The sequence below is a fragment of the Thioalkalivibrio sp. ALE31 genome (genome assembly GCF_000377405.1).
In the GTDB taxonomy this organism is placed as follows: domain Bacteria; phylum Pseudomonadota; class Gammaproteobacteria; order Ectothiorhodospirales; family Ectothiorhodospiraceae; genus Thioalkalivibrio.
Genome location: NZ_KB905023.1, coordinates 174,211 through 187,928, shown reverse-complemented (window position 1 = coordinate 187,928; position 13,718 = coordinate 174,211). Strand labels below are relative to the sequence as shown.

General features: G+C 66.8%; 14 protein-coding genes and 1 pseudogene. 7 read left to right on the top strand and 8 right to left on the bottom strand.

Features of this window, described 5'->3' with window-relative positions; translation table 11 throughout:
* Positions 1-171: 171 nt before the first annotated feature.
* Both D103_RS0108805 and D103_RS0108800 read right to left on the bottom strand, forming a co-directional pair.
* The gene (locus D103_RS0108805; RefSeq protein WP_018865584.1) at positions 172-777 is read right to left on the bottom strand and encodes a hypothetical protein; all 606 of its coding nucleotides are present in this window, start codon (positions 775-777) and stop codon (positions 172-174) included.
* A complete protein-coding gene (locus tag D103_RS0108800; RefSeq protein WP_026280321.1) occupies positions 777-3,155 on the bottom strand; it encodes a penicillin-binding protein 1A in 2,379 nt (792 codons plus the stop codon). The genes D103_RS0108805 and D103_RS0108800 overlap by 1 nt, the downstream gene beginning before the upstream one ends.
* 143 nt (positions 3,156-3,298) lie before the next feature.
* Here D103_RS0108800 and D103_RS0108795 point away from each other — a divergent pair, with 143 nt between their 5' ends.
* The 6 genes from D103_RS0108795 (at position 3,299) to D103_RS0108770 (ending at position 8,856) form a co-directional block, all read left to right on the top strand.
* Positions 3,299-4,366, top strand: a complete 1,068-nt coding sequence (locus D103_RS0108795; protein ID WP_018876524.1) for a pilus assembly protein PilM — start codon at positions 3,299-3,301, stop codon at positions 4,364-4,366.
* Entirely contained in the window at positions 4,363-4,926 is a 564-nt protein-coding gene (locus tag D103_RS0108790) for a PilN domain-containing protein (RefSeq protein WP_018865587.1), read from the top strand. Before D103_RS0108795 ends, D103_RS0108790 begins: the two co-directional genes overlap by 4 nt.
* Positions 4,926-5,507, top strand: coding sequence for a type 4a pilus biogenesis protein PilO (locus D103_RS0108785; protein ID WP_018865588.1), 582 nt, complete (start codon positions 4,926-4,928; stop codon positions 5,505-5,507). The genes D103_RS0108790 and D103_RS0108785 overlap by 1 nt, the downstream gene beginning before the upstream one ends.
* A complete protein-coding gene (locus D103_RS0108780; RefSeq protein ID WP_018865589.1) occupies positions 5,507-6,049 on the top strand; it encodes a pilus assembly protein PilP in 543 nt (180 codons plus the stop codon). The genes D103_RS0108785 and D103_RS0108780 overlap by 1 nt, the downstream gene beginning before the upstream one ends.
* Before the next feature lie 18 nt (positions 6,050-6,067).
* On the top strand, positions 6,068-8,200 hold the full coding sequence (pilQ, locus tag D103_RS0108775) for a type IV pilus secretin PilQ (protein WP_196800207.1): 2,133 nt from the start codon (positions 6,068-6,070) through the stop codon (positions 8,198-8,200).
* A gap of 104 nt (positions 8,201-8,304) precedes the next feature.
* The gene (locus tag D103_RS0108770; RefSeq protein WP_026280320.1) at positions 8,305-8,856 is read left to right on the top strand and encodes a shikimate kinase; all 552 of its coding nucleotides are present in this window, start codon (positions 8,305-8,307) and stop codon (positions 8,854-8,856) included.
* Positions 8,857-9,149: 293 nt separating this feature from the next.
* On the opposite strand, the gene D103_RS0108765 is transcribed toward D103_RS0108770, so the two are convergent.
* Both D103_RS0108765 and D103_RS0108760 read right to left on the bottom strand, forming a co-directional pair.
* The gene (locus D103_RS0108765; RefSeq protein WP_018876521.1) at positions 9,150-9,611 is read right to left on the bottom strand and encodes a nuclear transport factor 2 family protein; all 462 of its coding nucleotides are present in this window, start codon (positions 9,609-9,611) and stop codon (positions 9,150-9,152) included.
* Positions 9,587-9,997: a nuclear transport factor 2 family protein gene (locus D103_RS0108760; RefSeq protein WP_018865593.1), complete on the bottom strand. Its 411-nt coding sequence runs from the start codon at positions 9,995-9,997 to the stop codon at positions 9,587-9,589. Before D103_RS0108760 ends, D103_RS0108765 begins: the two co-directional genes overlap by 25 nt.
* Before the next feature lie 137 nt (positions 9,998-10,134).
* Here D103_RS0108760 and D103_RS0108755 point away from each other — a divergent pair, with 137 nt between their 5' ends.
* Positions 10,135-11,025, top strand: coding sequence for a PfkB family carbohydrate kinase (locus D103_RS0108755; protein WP_018876520.1), 891 nt, complete (start codon positions 10,135-10,137; stop codon positions 11,023-11,025).
* Between the two features lie 54 nt (positions 11,026-11,079).
* Here the strand turns inward: D103_RS0108755 and D103_RS0108750 are convergent, their stop codons facing one another.
* The 4 genes and pseudogenes from D103_RS0108750 to hprK all read right to left on the bottom strand — a co-directional run bounded on the left by D103_RS0108750 (position 11,080) and on the right by hprK (position 13,698).
* Positions 11,080-11,349 carry an HPr family phosphocarrier protein gene (locus D103_RS0108750; protein WP_018865595.1) on the bottom strand — a complete coding sequence of 90 codons (270 nt, stop codon included), beginning with the start codon at positions 11,347-11,349 and terminating at the stop codon, positions 11,080-11,082.
* Positions 11,321-11,746: a PTS sugar transporter subunit IIA gene (locus tag D103_RS0108745; protein WP_018865596.1), complete on the bottom strand. Its 426-nt coding sequence runs from the start codon at positions 11,744-11,746 to the stop codon at positions 11,321-11,323. Before D103_RS0108745 ends, D103_RS0108750 begins: the two co-directional genes overlap by 29 nt.
* A 51-nt stretch (positions 11,747-11,797) precedes the next feature.
* The gene (gene rapZ / locus D103_RS0108740) at positions 11,798-12,670 is read right to left on the bottom strand and encodes an RNase adapter RapZ (RefSeq protein ID WP_018876519.1); all 873 of its coding nucleotides are present in this window, start codon (positions 12,668-12,670) and stop codon (positions 11,798-11,800) included.
* 7 nt (positions 12,671-12,677) lie between these two features.
* Positions 12,678-13,698, bottom strand: a pseudogene (hprK, locus tag D103_RS13445) (HPr(Ser) kinase/phosphatase).
* Positions 13,699-13,718: the final 20 nt, after the last annotated feature.

Sequence of the window (13,718 nt, the reverse complement as noted above, 5' to 3'; positions counted from 1 at the left end):
TCTCTCTCGTTACATAGTCCCCACTATGCGCCTCGAGAGACCGAAAAAAGGGTCTCACTCTCCCATCACGCTCGCGACGACCACCCAAGCCCGATAGGCTCCTGGGCGATCGCAGCGCGCCGGCGGCGCTTGATCTCGATCCCCTGGTTAGTCCGCTGCTGCCGGCGCTTCTTAGGCGTCGGCCTCTGCCAGCAGCCTTTCTACCTCCGCGCGCGTGGCCCGGGGCATCGGTCGCCCGTCCACCGGGGAGGGGGGCGACTGGCGCAACCCGTCCAGCGGGAAGACCGTGAGTTCCACGTCGGTGTCGTCGGGGCCGCGAAAGGCGAGGAAGGGAATACGCTGCTCGCGGCCCTGACGGCTGCGATAGCGGCGTTCCCCGGTCTCGCACTGGATACCCCGTTCACCCAGTTCCAGGATTACCTCCTCCACGGTCTCGGCAAAACCATGCAGATTGAGCAGGGGCTGGGATTCGACCAGGCCCTGGAGCAGGGGGCCGACCAGGCGCGGCTCGAGATGGCGCAGGCGCTCCATCACGATCAGGGCCGCCGCCAGTCGTTCACGATAGGCGGCGCGGCTGGCCGGGCTGGCGAACAGCCGACTGCGCTCGATGGCGGCATCCTGGATCTCCAGATTGCCGGGCATCTCGTGACGGTTGTCCACTCCCAGGTGCTCGGCGGCCTTGCGCTTGGCGAGCGCAAAGTCGCGGATGCCGTCGTCAAGCATGATGCGCGCGGCCTCCTGCGCCAGTTCCTGGCGGATACGCGAAGGGGCGCCCATCAAAACACCAGTTCGGGTTGCTGACTGCCGCTGTCGCCGTCTCCGTTGCTCCCCGGGATCACGTGGCCGCGCTCCGGGATCTGATGGGGCAGTAGCCACTGGTTGCGCGCGCCCGGCGTGTCGTCACTGGGCGCGCGCTGGCCATTCGGCAGGATGGCGACGCGCACGAGGTCGTCGGGGCGCTCCAGCGGGCGTTCCGGCTCATCCGCCAGAACGCTCCCCATGAAGCGCGTCCAGATCGGCAGTGCCGCACGTCCGCCGCTCTCGCGCCGGCCCAGTTCGCGATTGTCGTCAAACCCGATCCAGGCGGTCGCGACCAGGTCCGCGTTGAACCCGGCGAACCATGCGTCGCGGTAATCGTTGGTGGTGCCGGTCTTGCCGGCCAGGTCGGAGCGCCCGAGCTCCAGGGCGCGCCGGCCCGTGCCCGAGGTGATGACGCCGCGCAGCATCTCGCCCATCTGCCAGGCGACCCCGGGCTGCAGGACCGGAGTGGGGTCGGTGTACTGCAGGGGCCCGCTGCTCGCGACCAGCGGCAGGTCCTGCCCCTTGGGGCTGGAGCAGGGGGCCGGGCAGGCGCGTTCGGTGGGGGCCTCGTAGAGCACTTCGCCATCCACGGTCTCGATGCGGGTGATGATCCAGGGGCTGTTCAGGCGGCCGCCGCTGGCGAATACCCCATAGGCGTTGTTGAGCTGCAGCGGGGTCAGGGTCCCCGTGCCCAGGACCATGGACAGGTTGTTTGGCTGGGTTTCCAGGTCCAGGCCGAAGCGGGTCAGTTCCAGGTGGACGTTCCCGGTACCCAGGCGGTCCAGCAGCCGGATGGACGCGAGGTTGCGGGAGTTGGCCAGTGCCTCGCGCAGGGTAGTCTCGCCATGGAAACGCCGGGTGTAGTTCTGGGGCCGCCATTCCGCCCCGAGCGCCGGGTCGTTGAAGACCATCGGGGCGTCGATGACGGTCCCTTCGGGGCGGTAGCCCTCGCGCAGGGCGAGGGCGTACACCAGTGGCTTGAAGGCCGAGCCGGGCTGGCGCTGGGCCTGGGTCGTCCGGTCGTAGCGGTTCTCGAAGAAATCGAACCCGCCGGCCAGGGCTGTGATGGCACCGTCCTCCGGGGCCTGCGCGATCACGGCCCCGGTAACCTCCGGCTTCTGCGCCAGGCGCCAGCGCCCGTCGGTGTAGGGGCGGATGCGGATGACGTCGCCGCGGGCGAAATCGGGCGATCCGGCCCATTCGCGGTCCTCCGGCAGGATTGTCTGCTCGCCGATGCGGCCACCGTCGACCCGCAGGGTCCCGTCCTCGTCCAGGCCCAGCACCACGGCGGGAAAAAGCAGGCGTCCGTGGATGCCGATGGCCTTCAGTGCCCGTTCGCGGGCATCGGAATCGTCCAGGGTGGCCTCCGGAATGCGCATCTCCGGACCGCGAAAACCGTGACGCTCGTCATATTCCAGCAATCCTTCCCGGAGGGCCTGATTGGCCGCTTCCTGCTGGCGGGAATCAATCGTGGTGTGCACCTGGAGCCCGCGGCGATAGGCCTCGTCACCCCACAGGTTCACAACCATCTGGCGTGCCATCTCCGCGACCCAGTGGGCGTCGATTTCGGTCGCGGCGGTGTGGCGTTCCGACAGGACCGGGCGCGACACCGCCGTTTCGAAGGCGGCCTCGTCGATTGCGCCGGTCTCCAACATCCGTCGCAGCACATAGTTGCGGCGGATCTCGGCGCGTTCGGGGCTGGCGACCGGGTTGGTCGTGGAGGGGGCCTTGGGCAGGGCCGCGAGGGTGGCGATCTCGTCCAGTTCCAGATCCTCCAGCGACCGGCCGAAGTAGACCCGCGAGGCAGCCTCGATACCGTAGGCCCGCTGGCCCAGATAGATCTTGTTCAGATACAGCTCGAGGATCTCGTCCTTGGACATTTCCTGTTCCAGACGGATGGCCAGGAAGATCTCGCGGAGCTTGCGTTCATACGTACGGTCGCGCGTAAGAAAGATGTTGCGCGCCAGCTGCATGGTGATCGTGCTGCCGCCCTGGGTGCGCTGGCCGCCGGTGGAGACGAGGTTCAGCGCGGCCCGGGCCAGGCCCATCACGTCCACGCCGGGATGATCGTAGAAGCGCTCGTCCTCGGCTGCGATAAAGGCGTCGCGAACCTGCTGCGGGATGGCGTCGATCGGCACCGGGATGCGCCGTTCTTCCGCGAACTCGCCCATCAGGCGTCCATCCGCACTGCGTACCTGCAGGGGTGTCTGCAGGCGTACGTCCCGCACGGCGTCCGCCTCGGGGAGGGTGGGCGCATAGTAGATGTACAGGGCCGCCAGGGCGACGGACAGGCCGATACCGGCTGCCAGAATCAGGGCCAGCAGCGCCGAAATAATCTTCAAGACCGGATTCATGACAGCAAAAAAAGTGAGGCCAAGGTGAGAAGTCGCATTCAATGCGACTTGCAACCTCGAAGTCGCGGTGTATATTGTGAACGAGCTAGCATACGTGATTGTAACGCTACCAGTTACTTTCGTTGGGGTATACAGGGGGATGTGTGCTGAGTCTCGGAAAATCCAAACATGGGGTCCTGGGCGTGGACATCAGCTCGGCAGCCGTCAAGGTGCTGGAGCTGGCGCGACAGGGTAAGGGGTACCGGGTCGAGGCCTTCGCGGTCGAGCCGTTGCCGGACGGGGTGATGGTCGACAAGGTCTGTCAGGACACCGAGGCCGTGGGCAATGCCCTGGCCCGGGCGGTCAAGCGGTCCGGGACTCGACTCAAGCACTGTGCGATGGCCGTCCCCTCCTCCGCTGTCATCACCAAGACCATTCAAATGTCGGCCGCGCTGGGCGATGCGGAACTCGAAGGCCAGGTCTTCGTGGAGGCCGATCAGTACATCCCCTACACCCTCGAAGAGGTCAACCTGGACTTCCAGGTCCTGGGCAAGAACGAGAAGAACCCGCAGATGGTGGATGTCCTCGTGGTGGCCTCGCGCCGCGAGAACGTCGATTCGCGCGTGGCCATTGCCGAGGCCGCCAAGCTGACCCCCGAGCTGGTGGACGTCGAGGCCTACGCGATCGAGCACACCGCCGAGCGCCTGATGGAGCAGATCCCCGATCGCGAAAGCAAGCCTATCGTGGCGGTGGTGGACGTCGGCTCCTCGGTCACCGCGGTGTACGTCGTCAGCCAGGACGAGGGCGTGGTCTACACCCGCGAGCAGAATTTCGGCGGTCGCATGCTTACCGAGGAGATTATGCGCCGCTACAGCATGAACTATCAGGAAGCCGGGTCCGCCAAGATGAGCGGTGACCTGCCGGCCGACTACGGCAGCTCCATCCTCGAGCCCTTCAAGCAGACCATGGTCGACCAGATCCAGCGGCTGCTGCAGTACTTCTACGTCACGCGCCCGCAGGACACCATCGACCACATCCTCCTGGGCGGCGGGTGTGCGGCCATCCCGGGTGTGGACGAACTGCTGGAGGAGGCTGCCGGCACGCCGGTCTCCATCGCCAATCCGTTCCGCGGCATGGCGCTGGCCAAGCGGGTCAACCAGGAACGCTTCGCCAATGATGCCCCGGCGCTGATGACCGCCTGTGGCCTGGCCATGCGGGGGTATGCGTCATGATCTACATCAACCTCCTTCCCTGGCGCGAGAAGGCCCGCGAGCAACGGCGCAAGCAGTTCTTCGGTGCGGCCGGCGGCGCCGCCGTGGTCGGCGTCCTGCTGGCCTTCGCCGGCTACAGCTTCATGGGCGCGCTGATTGACCATCAGCAGTCGCGCAACCAGATGCTGGAGAGCGAGATCCGCGAGCTGGACCGCCAGATTGCCCGGATCCGAGATCTGGACGAGCAGCGCGAGGCGCTTATCGCCCGCATGGAAGTGATCCAGACCCTGCAGGCCCGCCGTCCCGAGGCGGTCCACCTGTTTGACCAGCTGGTCGAGACGCTGCCCGATGGCACATTCCTCAGCGAGGTTCGTCAGGAGGGCGAGAATGTCCGGCTGGTCGGGCGTTCCGAGTCCAACACGCGGATCTCCGCGCTGATGCGCCGGATCGACGCGTCGCCCTGGCTGGGCAGTTCCAACCTGCAGATCATCGAGACCCGGGAAGAGGGCCGTCTCCAGGTGCGTGACTTCCGTCTGGATGCCACGCAGACCCGGCCGGATGCCGAAGAGGGGGATTCCTGATGGATCTCAAGGAACTCAACCAGATCGACTTCAACAACATCGGGGAGGCCTCCTGGGGCGTCAAGGGCCTGATCCTGGTCGTGATTGTCCTGGCCATCCTCGGCCTGTCCTACTACCTGTTCATCGGTGATCAGCGCACGGATCTCGAGCGCGCGGAGAGCCGTGAACTGCAGCTGCGCGACGAGTTCGAGGACAAGCAGCAGCGCGCCGCCAACCTTCAGGCCTACGAGGACCAGCTGGAGGAGATGGAGCGCATGTTCGCCTCCCTGCTCGAGCTGCTGCCCAGCAGCGCGGAGATCCCCAGTCTGCTGGTGGACATCTCGCAGACCGGATTGCAGGCGGGGCTGGAAATCGAGCTGTTCGAGCCGCGCGGCGAGAACCGCCGTGACTTCTACGCCGAGGTCCCGATCCGGCTGCGGGTCCGCGGCGGATACGAGGACCTTGCCGAGTTCGTCAGCGGGGTGTCGGCCCTGCCTCGGGTGGTGACCATGCACAACATGCATATCCGTCCCGGTGATTCCGACAATGACCTGCTGATGGATGCAGTCGCCCGCACCTACCGCTACCTGGAGGAGAACTGATGAAGCATTCTTCCATGCAGGTGGTGTGGCCCGGGTTGGCCCTGGTGCTGGCGGGTGGCTTCCTGCTTTCCGGCTGTACCCAGGATAACCGCGACCTCGAGCGCTATATCGCCGAGGTAAAGGAGCGCCCGGGGAGCGGGATCGAGCCGATCCCGACCCTGGACCCGCACGAACCGTACCTCTATCCCGGACATACGCGGTCGCCGTTTGACTCGTCGGTAATCGCGCAGCCGGAGCTGGCGGCGGCCGAGGGGCAGCCGGGTGATGCCGAGGTCGATCCCGATCGCCCGCGCGAGTTCCTCGAGGGCTTCCCGCTGGATTCCCTGCGCATGGTCGGGTCGCTGGAGCAGCATGGCGTTCGCTATGCCCTGGTCCGAACCCCGGACCGCGGGGTCCAGCGGGTAACCGAAGGCAACTACATGGGACAGAACCACGGCGAAATCGTCGAAATCACGCCCACCCAGATCCGGCTGATCGAGGTGGTGCCGGATGCCTTCGGGGGCCATGTGGAACGCGAGAATTCGGTAGCGCTGACCGAATAGCGGTTGGGGGAGAAGAACATGATGACGAGCATTCGCCGCAAGGTCGGCATAACCAACAGGGGATTCAACATGGGTTCTTCCATGCGCGCTTTCGCAGGGACGGTCGTGGCCGGCCTGCTGTTCATGGTGTCCCAGGGGGTGGCTGCCACCGAACTGGAAGAGATCCGGGCCGGCAGCCTGAGCGGGGACCGGGTGCAGGTGAACCTGCGCTTCTCCGAAGCACCGCCTTCCGACATCCGTGCCTTCGCGATTGATTCGCCGCCGCGTATTGCGCTGGATCTGCCCAACGTGGGCAACTCGTTGCCACAGCGCGAGACCGACCTGAACGTGGGGCCCATCCTGCGCGCAAGCTCCGTAGAGGCGGGCAACCGCACGCGCGTGGTCCTCAATCTGACCCAGGCCTCCGAGTACCAGACCCGGGTGGAGGGCAATAACCTGATCCTGACCCTGGGTCGCGGGGTCTCCGAGGCGGATGCCCGAACCCAGCAGGTCGTGGACCGCGCGGGTGAACCGACCCCGGTCACCCGCAGTGCGCGCCCGGTCGAGATTACCGGAATCGACTTCCGTCGCGGCAGCGAGGGCGAGGGTCGCGTCGAGGTCGATCTCTCGCGCTCCGGCGCCGAGATCAACGTCCGTGAGCAGGCGGGGCGCATCGAGATGACCTTCCCCCGCGCGATGATCGACGAAGCCCTCGAGCGCCGCCTCGACGTCGTCGACTTTGCCACCCCGGTGCATATGATCGACACCGTCGCGGAACGTGACCGCGTGCGTATGGAGGTCGAGGCGCGCGGGGAATACGAGATCCTGTCCTACCAGAGCGACCGCCAGTTTGTCCTCGAGGTCGCCCCGATCTCCGAGGCGGAGCGCCAGGCCCGTGCGCGTGAGGAAGAGGAATTCGAGGGTGAACGCCTGTCGCTGAATTTCCAGGACATCGAGGTGCGCTCCGTCCTGCAGCTGCTGGCGGACTTCACCGATCTGAACATCGTGGTCAGCGATACCGTGGGGGGCAACATCACGCTGCGGTTGAACAACGTCCCCTGGGACCAGGCGCTGGACATCATTCTGCGCGCCCGCGGCCTCGACAAGCGCATGGACGGCAACGTCCTGTACGTCGCCCCCAGCCAGGAGATCGCCGCGCGCGAGCGCCAGGAGATGGAGACACAGCGTGACCGCCAGGAGCTGGAGCCCCTGCGCACCGAGTTCGTGCAGATCAACTTCGCCCAGGCGGAACAGATTGCCTCGCTGATCCGGGGTGGTGATGGCGGCCAGTTCCTGTCCGAGCGTGGCAGCATCACCATCGATACGCGTACCAATACCCTGCTGGTGCAGGACACTCAGAGCCGGATCGAGGACGTGCGTCGTCTGGTCTCGACGCTGGACGTCCCGGTCCAGCAGGTCCTGATCGAGACCCGCATTGTGATTGCGGAAGACACCTTCAACCGCGAACTGGGCGCTCGATTTGGCATTAGCGCGACTCGGGGGAGCGATCGACGTACGCCTGCGGGCCTGTCCGGATCGCTGGAAGGCTCCGACAGTGCCCTTGGCACCAGCCCCGGGAATATGGGCGGCCTTGCAATTGGTGATCGCCTGAACAGTTCGTTGCCTGCAGGCGGGAATGCCGGGAGTGCCGGGCTCAGCATCCTGCGCAGCGGCATTTTGCTGGATCTCGAACTGTCGGCCCTGCAAGTCGAGGGTCGCGGCGAGATCATCTCCAGCCCGCGTGTCATCACCGCCAACGGCCAGACCGCCACGATCAAGCAGGGTGAGGAGATCCCCTATCAGGAGGCGACCGCCTCCGGGGCGACGTCCACCCAGTTCATCGAGGCGGTGCTTTCCACCGAGGTGACGCCGCAGATCACACCGAACGGAAACGTGATCCTCGACATCAACGTCAAGAAGGATGAGCCCAGCCAGCGCGTTATCCTCGGCGTGCCGGGGATCAACAAGCGCGAGGTGGAGACCCAGGTCTTTGTCGGCAATGGCGAGACCGTGGTGCTGGGCGGCGTGTACGAGATCGACAGCCGCACCAACCTGGAGAAGGTGCCTTTCTTCGGGGACATCCCGTTCCTCGGCAACCTGTTCCGCAACCGCTCCACGGAGAACACCAAGGCCGAATTGCTGATCTTCGTGACCCCGCGCGTACTCGACTGAGTCCGCGTGATACCCCGGCTGCCGAAGGCACCGGGAGTTGATCCGAAAAGCCGGGGCCAGTCCCCGGCTTTTCTTTGTCGGACCCAGCCAGTAGCCTTGCCCCCATGCAGAACATCGTACTGGTAGGCCCTATGGGGGCCGGCAAGAGCACAATCGGGCGCGGCCTGGCCGGGCTGCTGCGGCGTCCCTTCTTCGACACGGATCAGGAGATCCAGCGGCGTACCGGTGTGGATATCCCGACCATCTTCGAGTTCGAGGGCGAGGCGGGGTTTCGCAAGCGCGAGACGGCGATGCTGGAGTCCCTGCTGGAACAGGAAGGGGCCGTGATCGCCACGGGTGGCGGGATCGTGGAACGCCCGGAGAATCGCGAGCTGCTGCGCGACCAGTTCGTGATCTACCTGCGCGTCCCGGTGGAGGAGCAGTACCGCCGCACTCGGCGCAACCGCAAGCGCCCGCTGATCGCGGAGGCGGCGGATCCGAAGGCGCGGCTGCAGGAGCTGTTCGAGGCCCGTGATCCGCTCTACCAGGAGATCGCCAGTCTGACACTGGAGGGCAAGGGTCGACGTGTGCGCGACGCCGTCAAGGGCGTGTGCTCGGCCCTCCAGGTGCAGCGCCCCGACCTCTGCCAACCCCGCTCCGACGCTGGGTCGAATTGACCACGAAGCTCACGAAGACACGAAGTAGGTCAAAAGCGTTTTGACCACAGCGGTCACGGAGGACACAGAGAAGGGAAAGGATTTGTGTGCCACTTAGCCCACAAAGATACGAGACCGTCCCGATTCTTTGGTTTTCGAACCCTTGAACCACAGTGGTTGTGAAGGTCCCCGGCAGACGTGACATCCCCGTACCGGCCGCCCAAGAATTCAGCCCTTCTTCGTGTTCTTCGTGCCCCCTGTGGTGCAACCGCCCTTGACCTTGAATTCCGCGTGGGCCTGCGTGGTGCAGGCGGCTAGTGGCGGGTGTTGCCGCCGCCGTCGGGGACGAACATGCCTTCCTGGGAGGGGGGCGAGCGGCGGCCGTGCGAGGCGTGATGGAACAGGAGCCGCCAGCGCGAATCCACCCGTCGCCAGGTCTGGCTGATCAGGATGGTCCCGGTCGGCGCCACGTCGCCCGGGCGGGTGATCGCCTCCTCGATGACCAGGCTGATGACTTCGCCGCTGTCGTGGCGTCCCGCGATCTTTGGCTCGATACCGATGTTCAGTTCGCGCGCGAAGACCAGCAGCCAGCTCTCCATCACCTCCGCCACGCCGCGGTGCGCGCGCGGGCTGCCCGGGTGGATGCAGACGATGTCCGGGCGTTCGGCCCACAGGCGCATCATCTGCTCGATGTCGGCGGCGCGGAACGCGGTGTAGTACGCCTCGACGCAGCGGTCGGCATCGGTCTCCATCAGTGCATGCCCCCGGTCGGCCATTCCGGGGCCGGTTCCGGGTCCGGGCTGGCGTGGTGGAGCACCATGCGCCAGCTGTCGCCCACCTGGCGGTACCCGTTGGTCGCCAGCATCACGCCTCGGCGCTCCCCGTGGACGTAGAGGTTTTCCCGCAGGACGTGCAGGACGAGGTCATCGCCCGGGATCGCCGTCACCTGGGTGCGGTGGACCACGACGCCGCGCATGCCGGGCAGAATGTCGTCCCAGCTCTCCAGGATCACGTCCGTGCCCTGCAGGCGTTCGCCCCCGGGGTGGATGCAGACGCACTCGTCGCTGTCGTGCCAGACCTCGCGCATGCCCTGCGGGTCGCCCGCCTGAAAGGCTTCGTAGAACGCGGCTTCCGCGGACTGGGGAGAGGGGAACGTGGCCATACGCGTCGGGGGAGCTCCAGAAACGGAATGCTTATTGTCGCAGGAGCGCTTCCCGATGACGAATGCGGGTCGGGCCCGGGAGATGACGTAGTCGGCTCGAGCCGCCAGAATGGCGCCCCCGGACCTCTGGAGCCCGCATGGCACGCATCCTCGCCACCGGCATTGTGACCCTCGACCATACCCTCGACGTCGCCGCATTTCCCGCCGAGGACGCGGAGATCCGCGCGCTCGCCAGCACGACCCAGCCCGGCGGCAACGCTACCAATACCGCGGCGATCCTGGCCCAGTTCGGGCATCGCCCGGGACTGGCCGCGGTGATTGCCCGGGGCGCGGGCGGGGATGCCCTGGTCGAGCAGTTGCAGGCGCGCGGGCTGGACGTGCGGCACTGCGTGCGGAAGCCCGGAGCGACGCCGACCTCGCATATCCTGCGTTCCCGGGCCACCGGCAGCCGTACCATCGTCCACCACCGCGATCTCCCCGAACTGGAGGAAGCGGATGTCTCCGGCGTGCCCTGGTCGGAATACGACTGGCTGCACTTCGAGGGCCGTAACCCCGAAGCCCTGGTCGCGATCCTGGCAGCCGCGCGCGCGAGTATCTTCGACCAGCCCGTATCGCTGGAGCTGGAGAAACCCCGTCCCGGCCTGGAGGCCTGCCTGGAGTATGCCGACGTCCTGATGCTTTCGCGGGACTGGGCTGCCACTGTGGCGGACACACCGGAGGACGCGCTGCGGCAGATGGCGAGCCGCTTCCCCGACCGCATCCTGACCGTGACGGCCGGAAGCGCCGGGGCCTGGCTGGCTGCCCGTGGCGCGATCCACCCCTGTGCACCCACGCCCGGTCTGCAGGTGGTGGACAGCGTGGGTGCGGGAGATGCCTTCAATGCCGGCCTGATCGATGCGCTGGTCTCCGGCACCCCCCCCGAGCAGGCCTTGTACGCGGCCGTGCGCCTGGCCGAGCGCAAGCTCGCGCAGCTCGGGTTCGAGGGGCTGGCGGCGGAGGTGTCCGACCTCGGCGTCGGGCCGGGTTAGGGCCGGGATAAGGGGGATAGCCGCCTGTTCAGCGGCACACAGGCGTCAGGGGGGTCAGGCCTCTTCGCCGAAACGGTCGGCCACCAGTTCGGTCAGCGCGTCCAGCGCCTCGGGGGCATCCTCGCCTTCGGTCTCGATGGTGATCTCGCTGCCCTGGGCCGCGGCCAGCATCATGACCCCCATGATGCTCTTGCCGTTGACCTCCTGCTGGTTGCGGGAGACGGTGACATCGGCGGCGTACTGGCTGGCCAGGCTGACAAACTTGGCCGCAGCACGCGCGTGCATCCCCAGGCGGTTAACGATGGGGACTACGCGCTGCGGCATCGCTGCACTCCTGGTCGCAGAGAAGGATTCCGTCATGCCCGCCGGACAGGGCCTTGTTGACCAGCTCGGTCAGCGGGAGATGCTGGTAGTTGAGGACGCGGATCAGCATCGGCAGGTTGATCCCGGCGATCACGCGCGCGTTGGCCCCGCGAGCCACTCGGCTGGCGACGTTGGAGGGGGTGGAACCGAACATGTCGGTCAGGATCAGTACCCCGGCGCCGCTGTCCAGAGTGGTCAGGCGCTCGCGGGCGCGGGCCAGGACCTCGTCGGGGTCGTCGTTCTGGGACATCGCCATGGACTCGCAGTCATCGGGCAGGCCGCCAAGCATGCTTTGTGCGGTCTGCAAGAGGGTGTCGCCCAGGTTTTGATGCGTGATCAGAATGAGACCAACGCCCATGGATCTGCTCCAATTGCGGGTTCCGTAGGGGCCTGCCCCCGCGCTTCGTGGTTACTGCTTGCCCAGCTCGCGGTGACGGGTGCTAACAGTAACATGTTCCCGGTCCCGCCACGCCCCCGCAAGGCGTTCGACCAGGTATACCGAGCGGTGTCGGCCACCGGTGCAGCCGATCGAGACCGTCACGTAACTGCGGTGGTCCTCCAGCAGCCGCGGGAGCCACTGCGAGAGAAAGCCCTGGATGCTGTCGAACATGGCCGCGATCTCCCCGTGCCCCTCGAGGAACTCGCATACGGCCGGGTCGCGGCCGGTCAGGCCGGCCAGCTCGCGTTCGTAGTAGGGGTTGGGCAGGCAGCGCACGTCGAACACGAAGTCCGAGTCCATCGGCGCGCCATGCTTGAAGCCGAAGGACTGGAACAGCAGGGACAGCTCGTGCTCTCCGCGCTCGCCCATGCGGTCGCGCAGTGTACGGGCCAGGTCGTGCATCGACAGCCGCGAGGTGTCCACCGTCAGGTCGGCCTCCGCCGCGACGTGGCCCAGCCACTCGCGTTCGCGGTCGATGGCCTCCACCAGGGGCACGCCATCGCGCGCCAGCGGGTGACGCCGCCGGGTCAGGTGGTAGCGCCGCAGCAGTACGTCGCTTGAGGCCTGCAGGAACAGGACCTCCACCTGCAGGCCCTCCGCCCGTAGCCCGGCCAGCAGGCTGGCAAACCCCTTCAGGGCCTCCAGCCCGCTGCGCACGTCGACGCCCACCGCCAGATGGCGATCGCCCTCGGTGTCGTAGTGGCCCTGGCGCACCTGGCGGATCAGGTCCGGCAGCAGCGGCAGGGGGAGGTTGTCGACGCAGAAGTAGCCGGCGTCCTCCAGGGTGTGCAGGGCCACGGTCTTGCCGGATCCGGACAGACCGCTGACGATCAGCAGGCGCATGGCGGGCTCAGCCCTCCGGGTCCGGGTTAGGGACGGTCGTGGCGGGCACGGCCCGGTGGTAGGGCGGCTCCTCGGCCTCGCCGCTCATCTGCCGGCGCTGGCGGGCGCGCAGGTCTGTAGCCCTGCATGTGCAGCATGTGGTTGCGCACGGCGGCCTCGATCATCACCGCGATGTTGCGACCCGGCGCCACCGGGAGGCTGATCAGCGGGATCCGCAGGCCAAGGATGTCGATCTCGCCGCGGCGGCCGTTCAGCCGGTCGTCGGGGACCGGCGAGGGCTCGCCGTGATCGCGCAGGTCGATGATCAGCCGCAGGTACTTGCCGCCCTTGATCGCGGAGTCGCCGTACATGGCGCGGATGTTCAGGACCCCCAGCCCGCGCACCTCGAGCAGGTCCTGGAGCAGGGCCGGGCAGTGACCGCGCACGATGTCGGGGGCAATACGCGCAAATTCGGGGGCATCGTCGGCGATCAGGCGGTGCCCGCGCGAGATCAGCTCCAGCGCCACCTCGCTCTTGCCGACGCTGGAGGCCCCGCTGATCAGGACACCGATGCCGAGGATCTCCATGAACACGCCATGGCGCACCTCGAAGTGCGCCAGACGCTGCTGCAGGAAGTAGCGCAGCAGCGCGATGATCTCGTGGCTGCTGGTGCTGGAACACAGGATCAGCGGCAGCGCCTCCTGCGGGGCATGGGGCATCTCCGAGAACGGGCAGGTGTCCTCGGCGAAGATCACCGCGGTGGTGCCGGTGCGGGCCATCTCCAGGATCAGGTCGTTGCGCTGGTCGTCGCTGAGGCCGGCGATGTAGCGGGCCTCGAAGTCCCCGATGACCTGGATGCGGTTGGGGCGGATCAGGTTGAGGTGGCCGGCCAGTGGCAGGTCATCCCCGTCCTCGCCGACCAGCTTGCGGTCGGGGGCGGCGTGCTCGCCATGCACGAAGCGCAGATCCAGGCGGTTGCCCATAGCCTGGATCAGGCTCTCCACGTTGATGTCGCGGGCAATCCCGCCTTCGCCCAGTGCCTCGTTCATGAGCAGGGCCGGCGGGGATC

Bases quoted from the DNA above. Each gene is read 5' to 3' on its own strand.
- D103_RS0108805 (WP_018865584.1), bottom strand. From the start codon at position 777: ATGGGCGCCCCTTCGCGTATCCGCCAGGAACTGGCGCAGGAGGCCGCG.
- D103_RS0108800 (WP_026280321.1), bottom strand. From the start codon at position 3,155: ATGAATCCGGTCTTGAAGATTATTTCGGCGCTGCTGGCCCTGATTCTG.
- D103_RS0108790 (WP_018865587.1), top strand. From the start codon at position 4,363: ATGATCTACATCAACCTCCTTCCCTGGCGCGAGAAGGCCCGCGAGCAA.
- D103_RS0108785 (WP_018865588.1), top strand. From the start codon at position 4,926: ATGGATCTCAAGGAACTCAACCAGATCGACTTCAACAACATCGGGGAG.
- D103_RS0108780 (WP_018865589.1), top strand. From the start codon at position 5,507: ATGAAGCATTCTTCCATGCAGGTGGTGTGGCCCGGGTTGGCCCTGGTG.
- pilQ (WP_196800207.1), top strand. From the start codon at position 6,068: ATGATGACGAGCATTCGCCGCAAGGTCGGCATAACCAACAGGGGATTC.
- D103_RS0108770 (WP_026280320.1), top strand. From the start codon at position 8,305: ATGCAGAACATCGTACTGGTAGGCCCTATGGGGGCCGGCAAGAGCACA.
- D103_RS0108765 (WP_018876521.1), bottom strand. From the start codon at position 9,611: ATGGCCGACCGGGGGCATGCACTGATGGAGACCGATGCCGACCGCTGC.
- D103_RS0108760 (WP_018865593.1), bottom strand. From the start codon at position 9,997: ATGGCCACGTTCCCCTCTCCCCAGTCCGCGGAAGCCGCGTTCTACGAA.
- D103_RS0108755 (WP_018876520.1), top strand. From the start codon at position 10,135: ATGGCACGCATCCTCGCCACCGGCATTGTGACCCTCGACCATACCCTC.
- D103_RS0108750 (WP_018865595.1), bottom strand. From the start codon at position 11,349: ATGCCGCAGCGCGTAGTCCCCATCGTTAACCGCCTGGGGATGCACGCG.
- D103_RS0108745 (WP_018865596.1), bottom strand. From the start codon at position 11,746: ATGGGCGTTGGTCTCATTCTGATCACGCATCAAAACCTGGGCGACACC.
- rapZ (WP_018876519.1), bottom strand. From the start codon at position 12,670: ATGCGCCTGCTGATCGTCAGCGGTCTGTCCGGATCCGGCAAGACCGTG.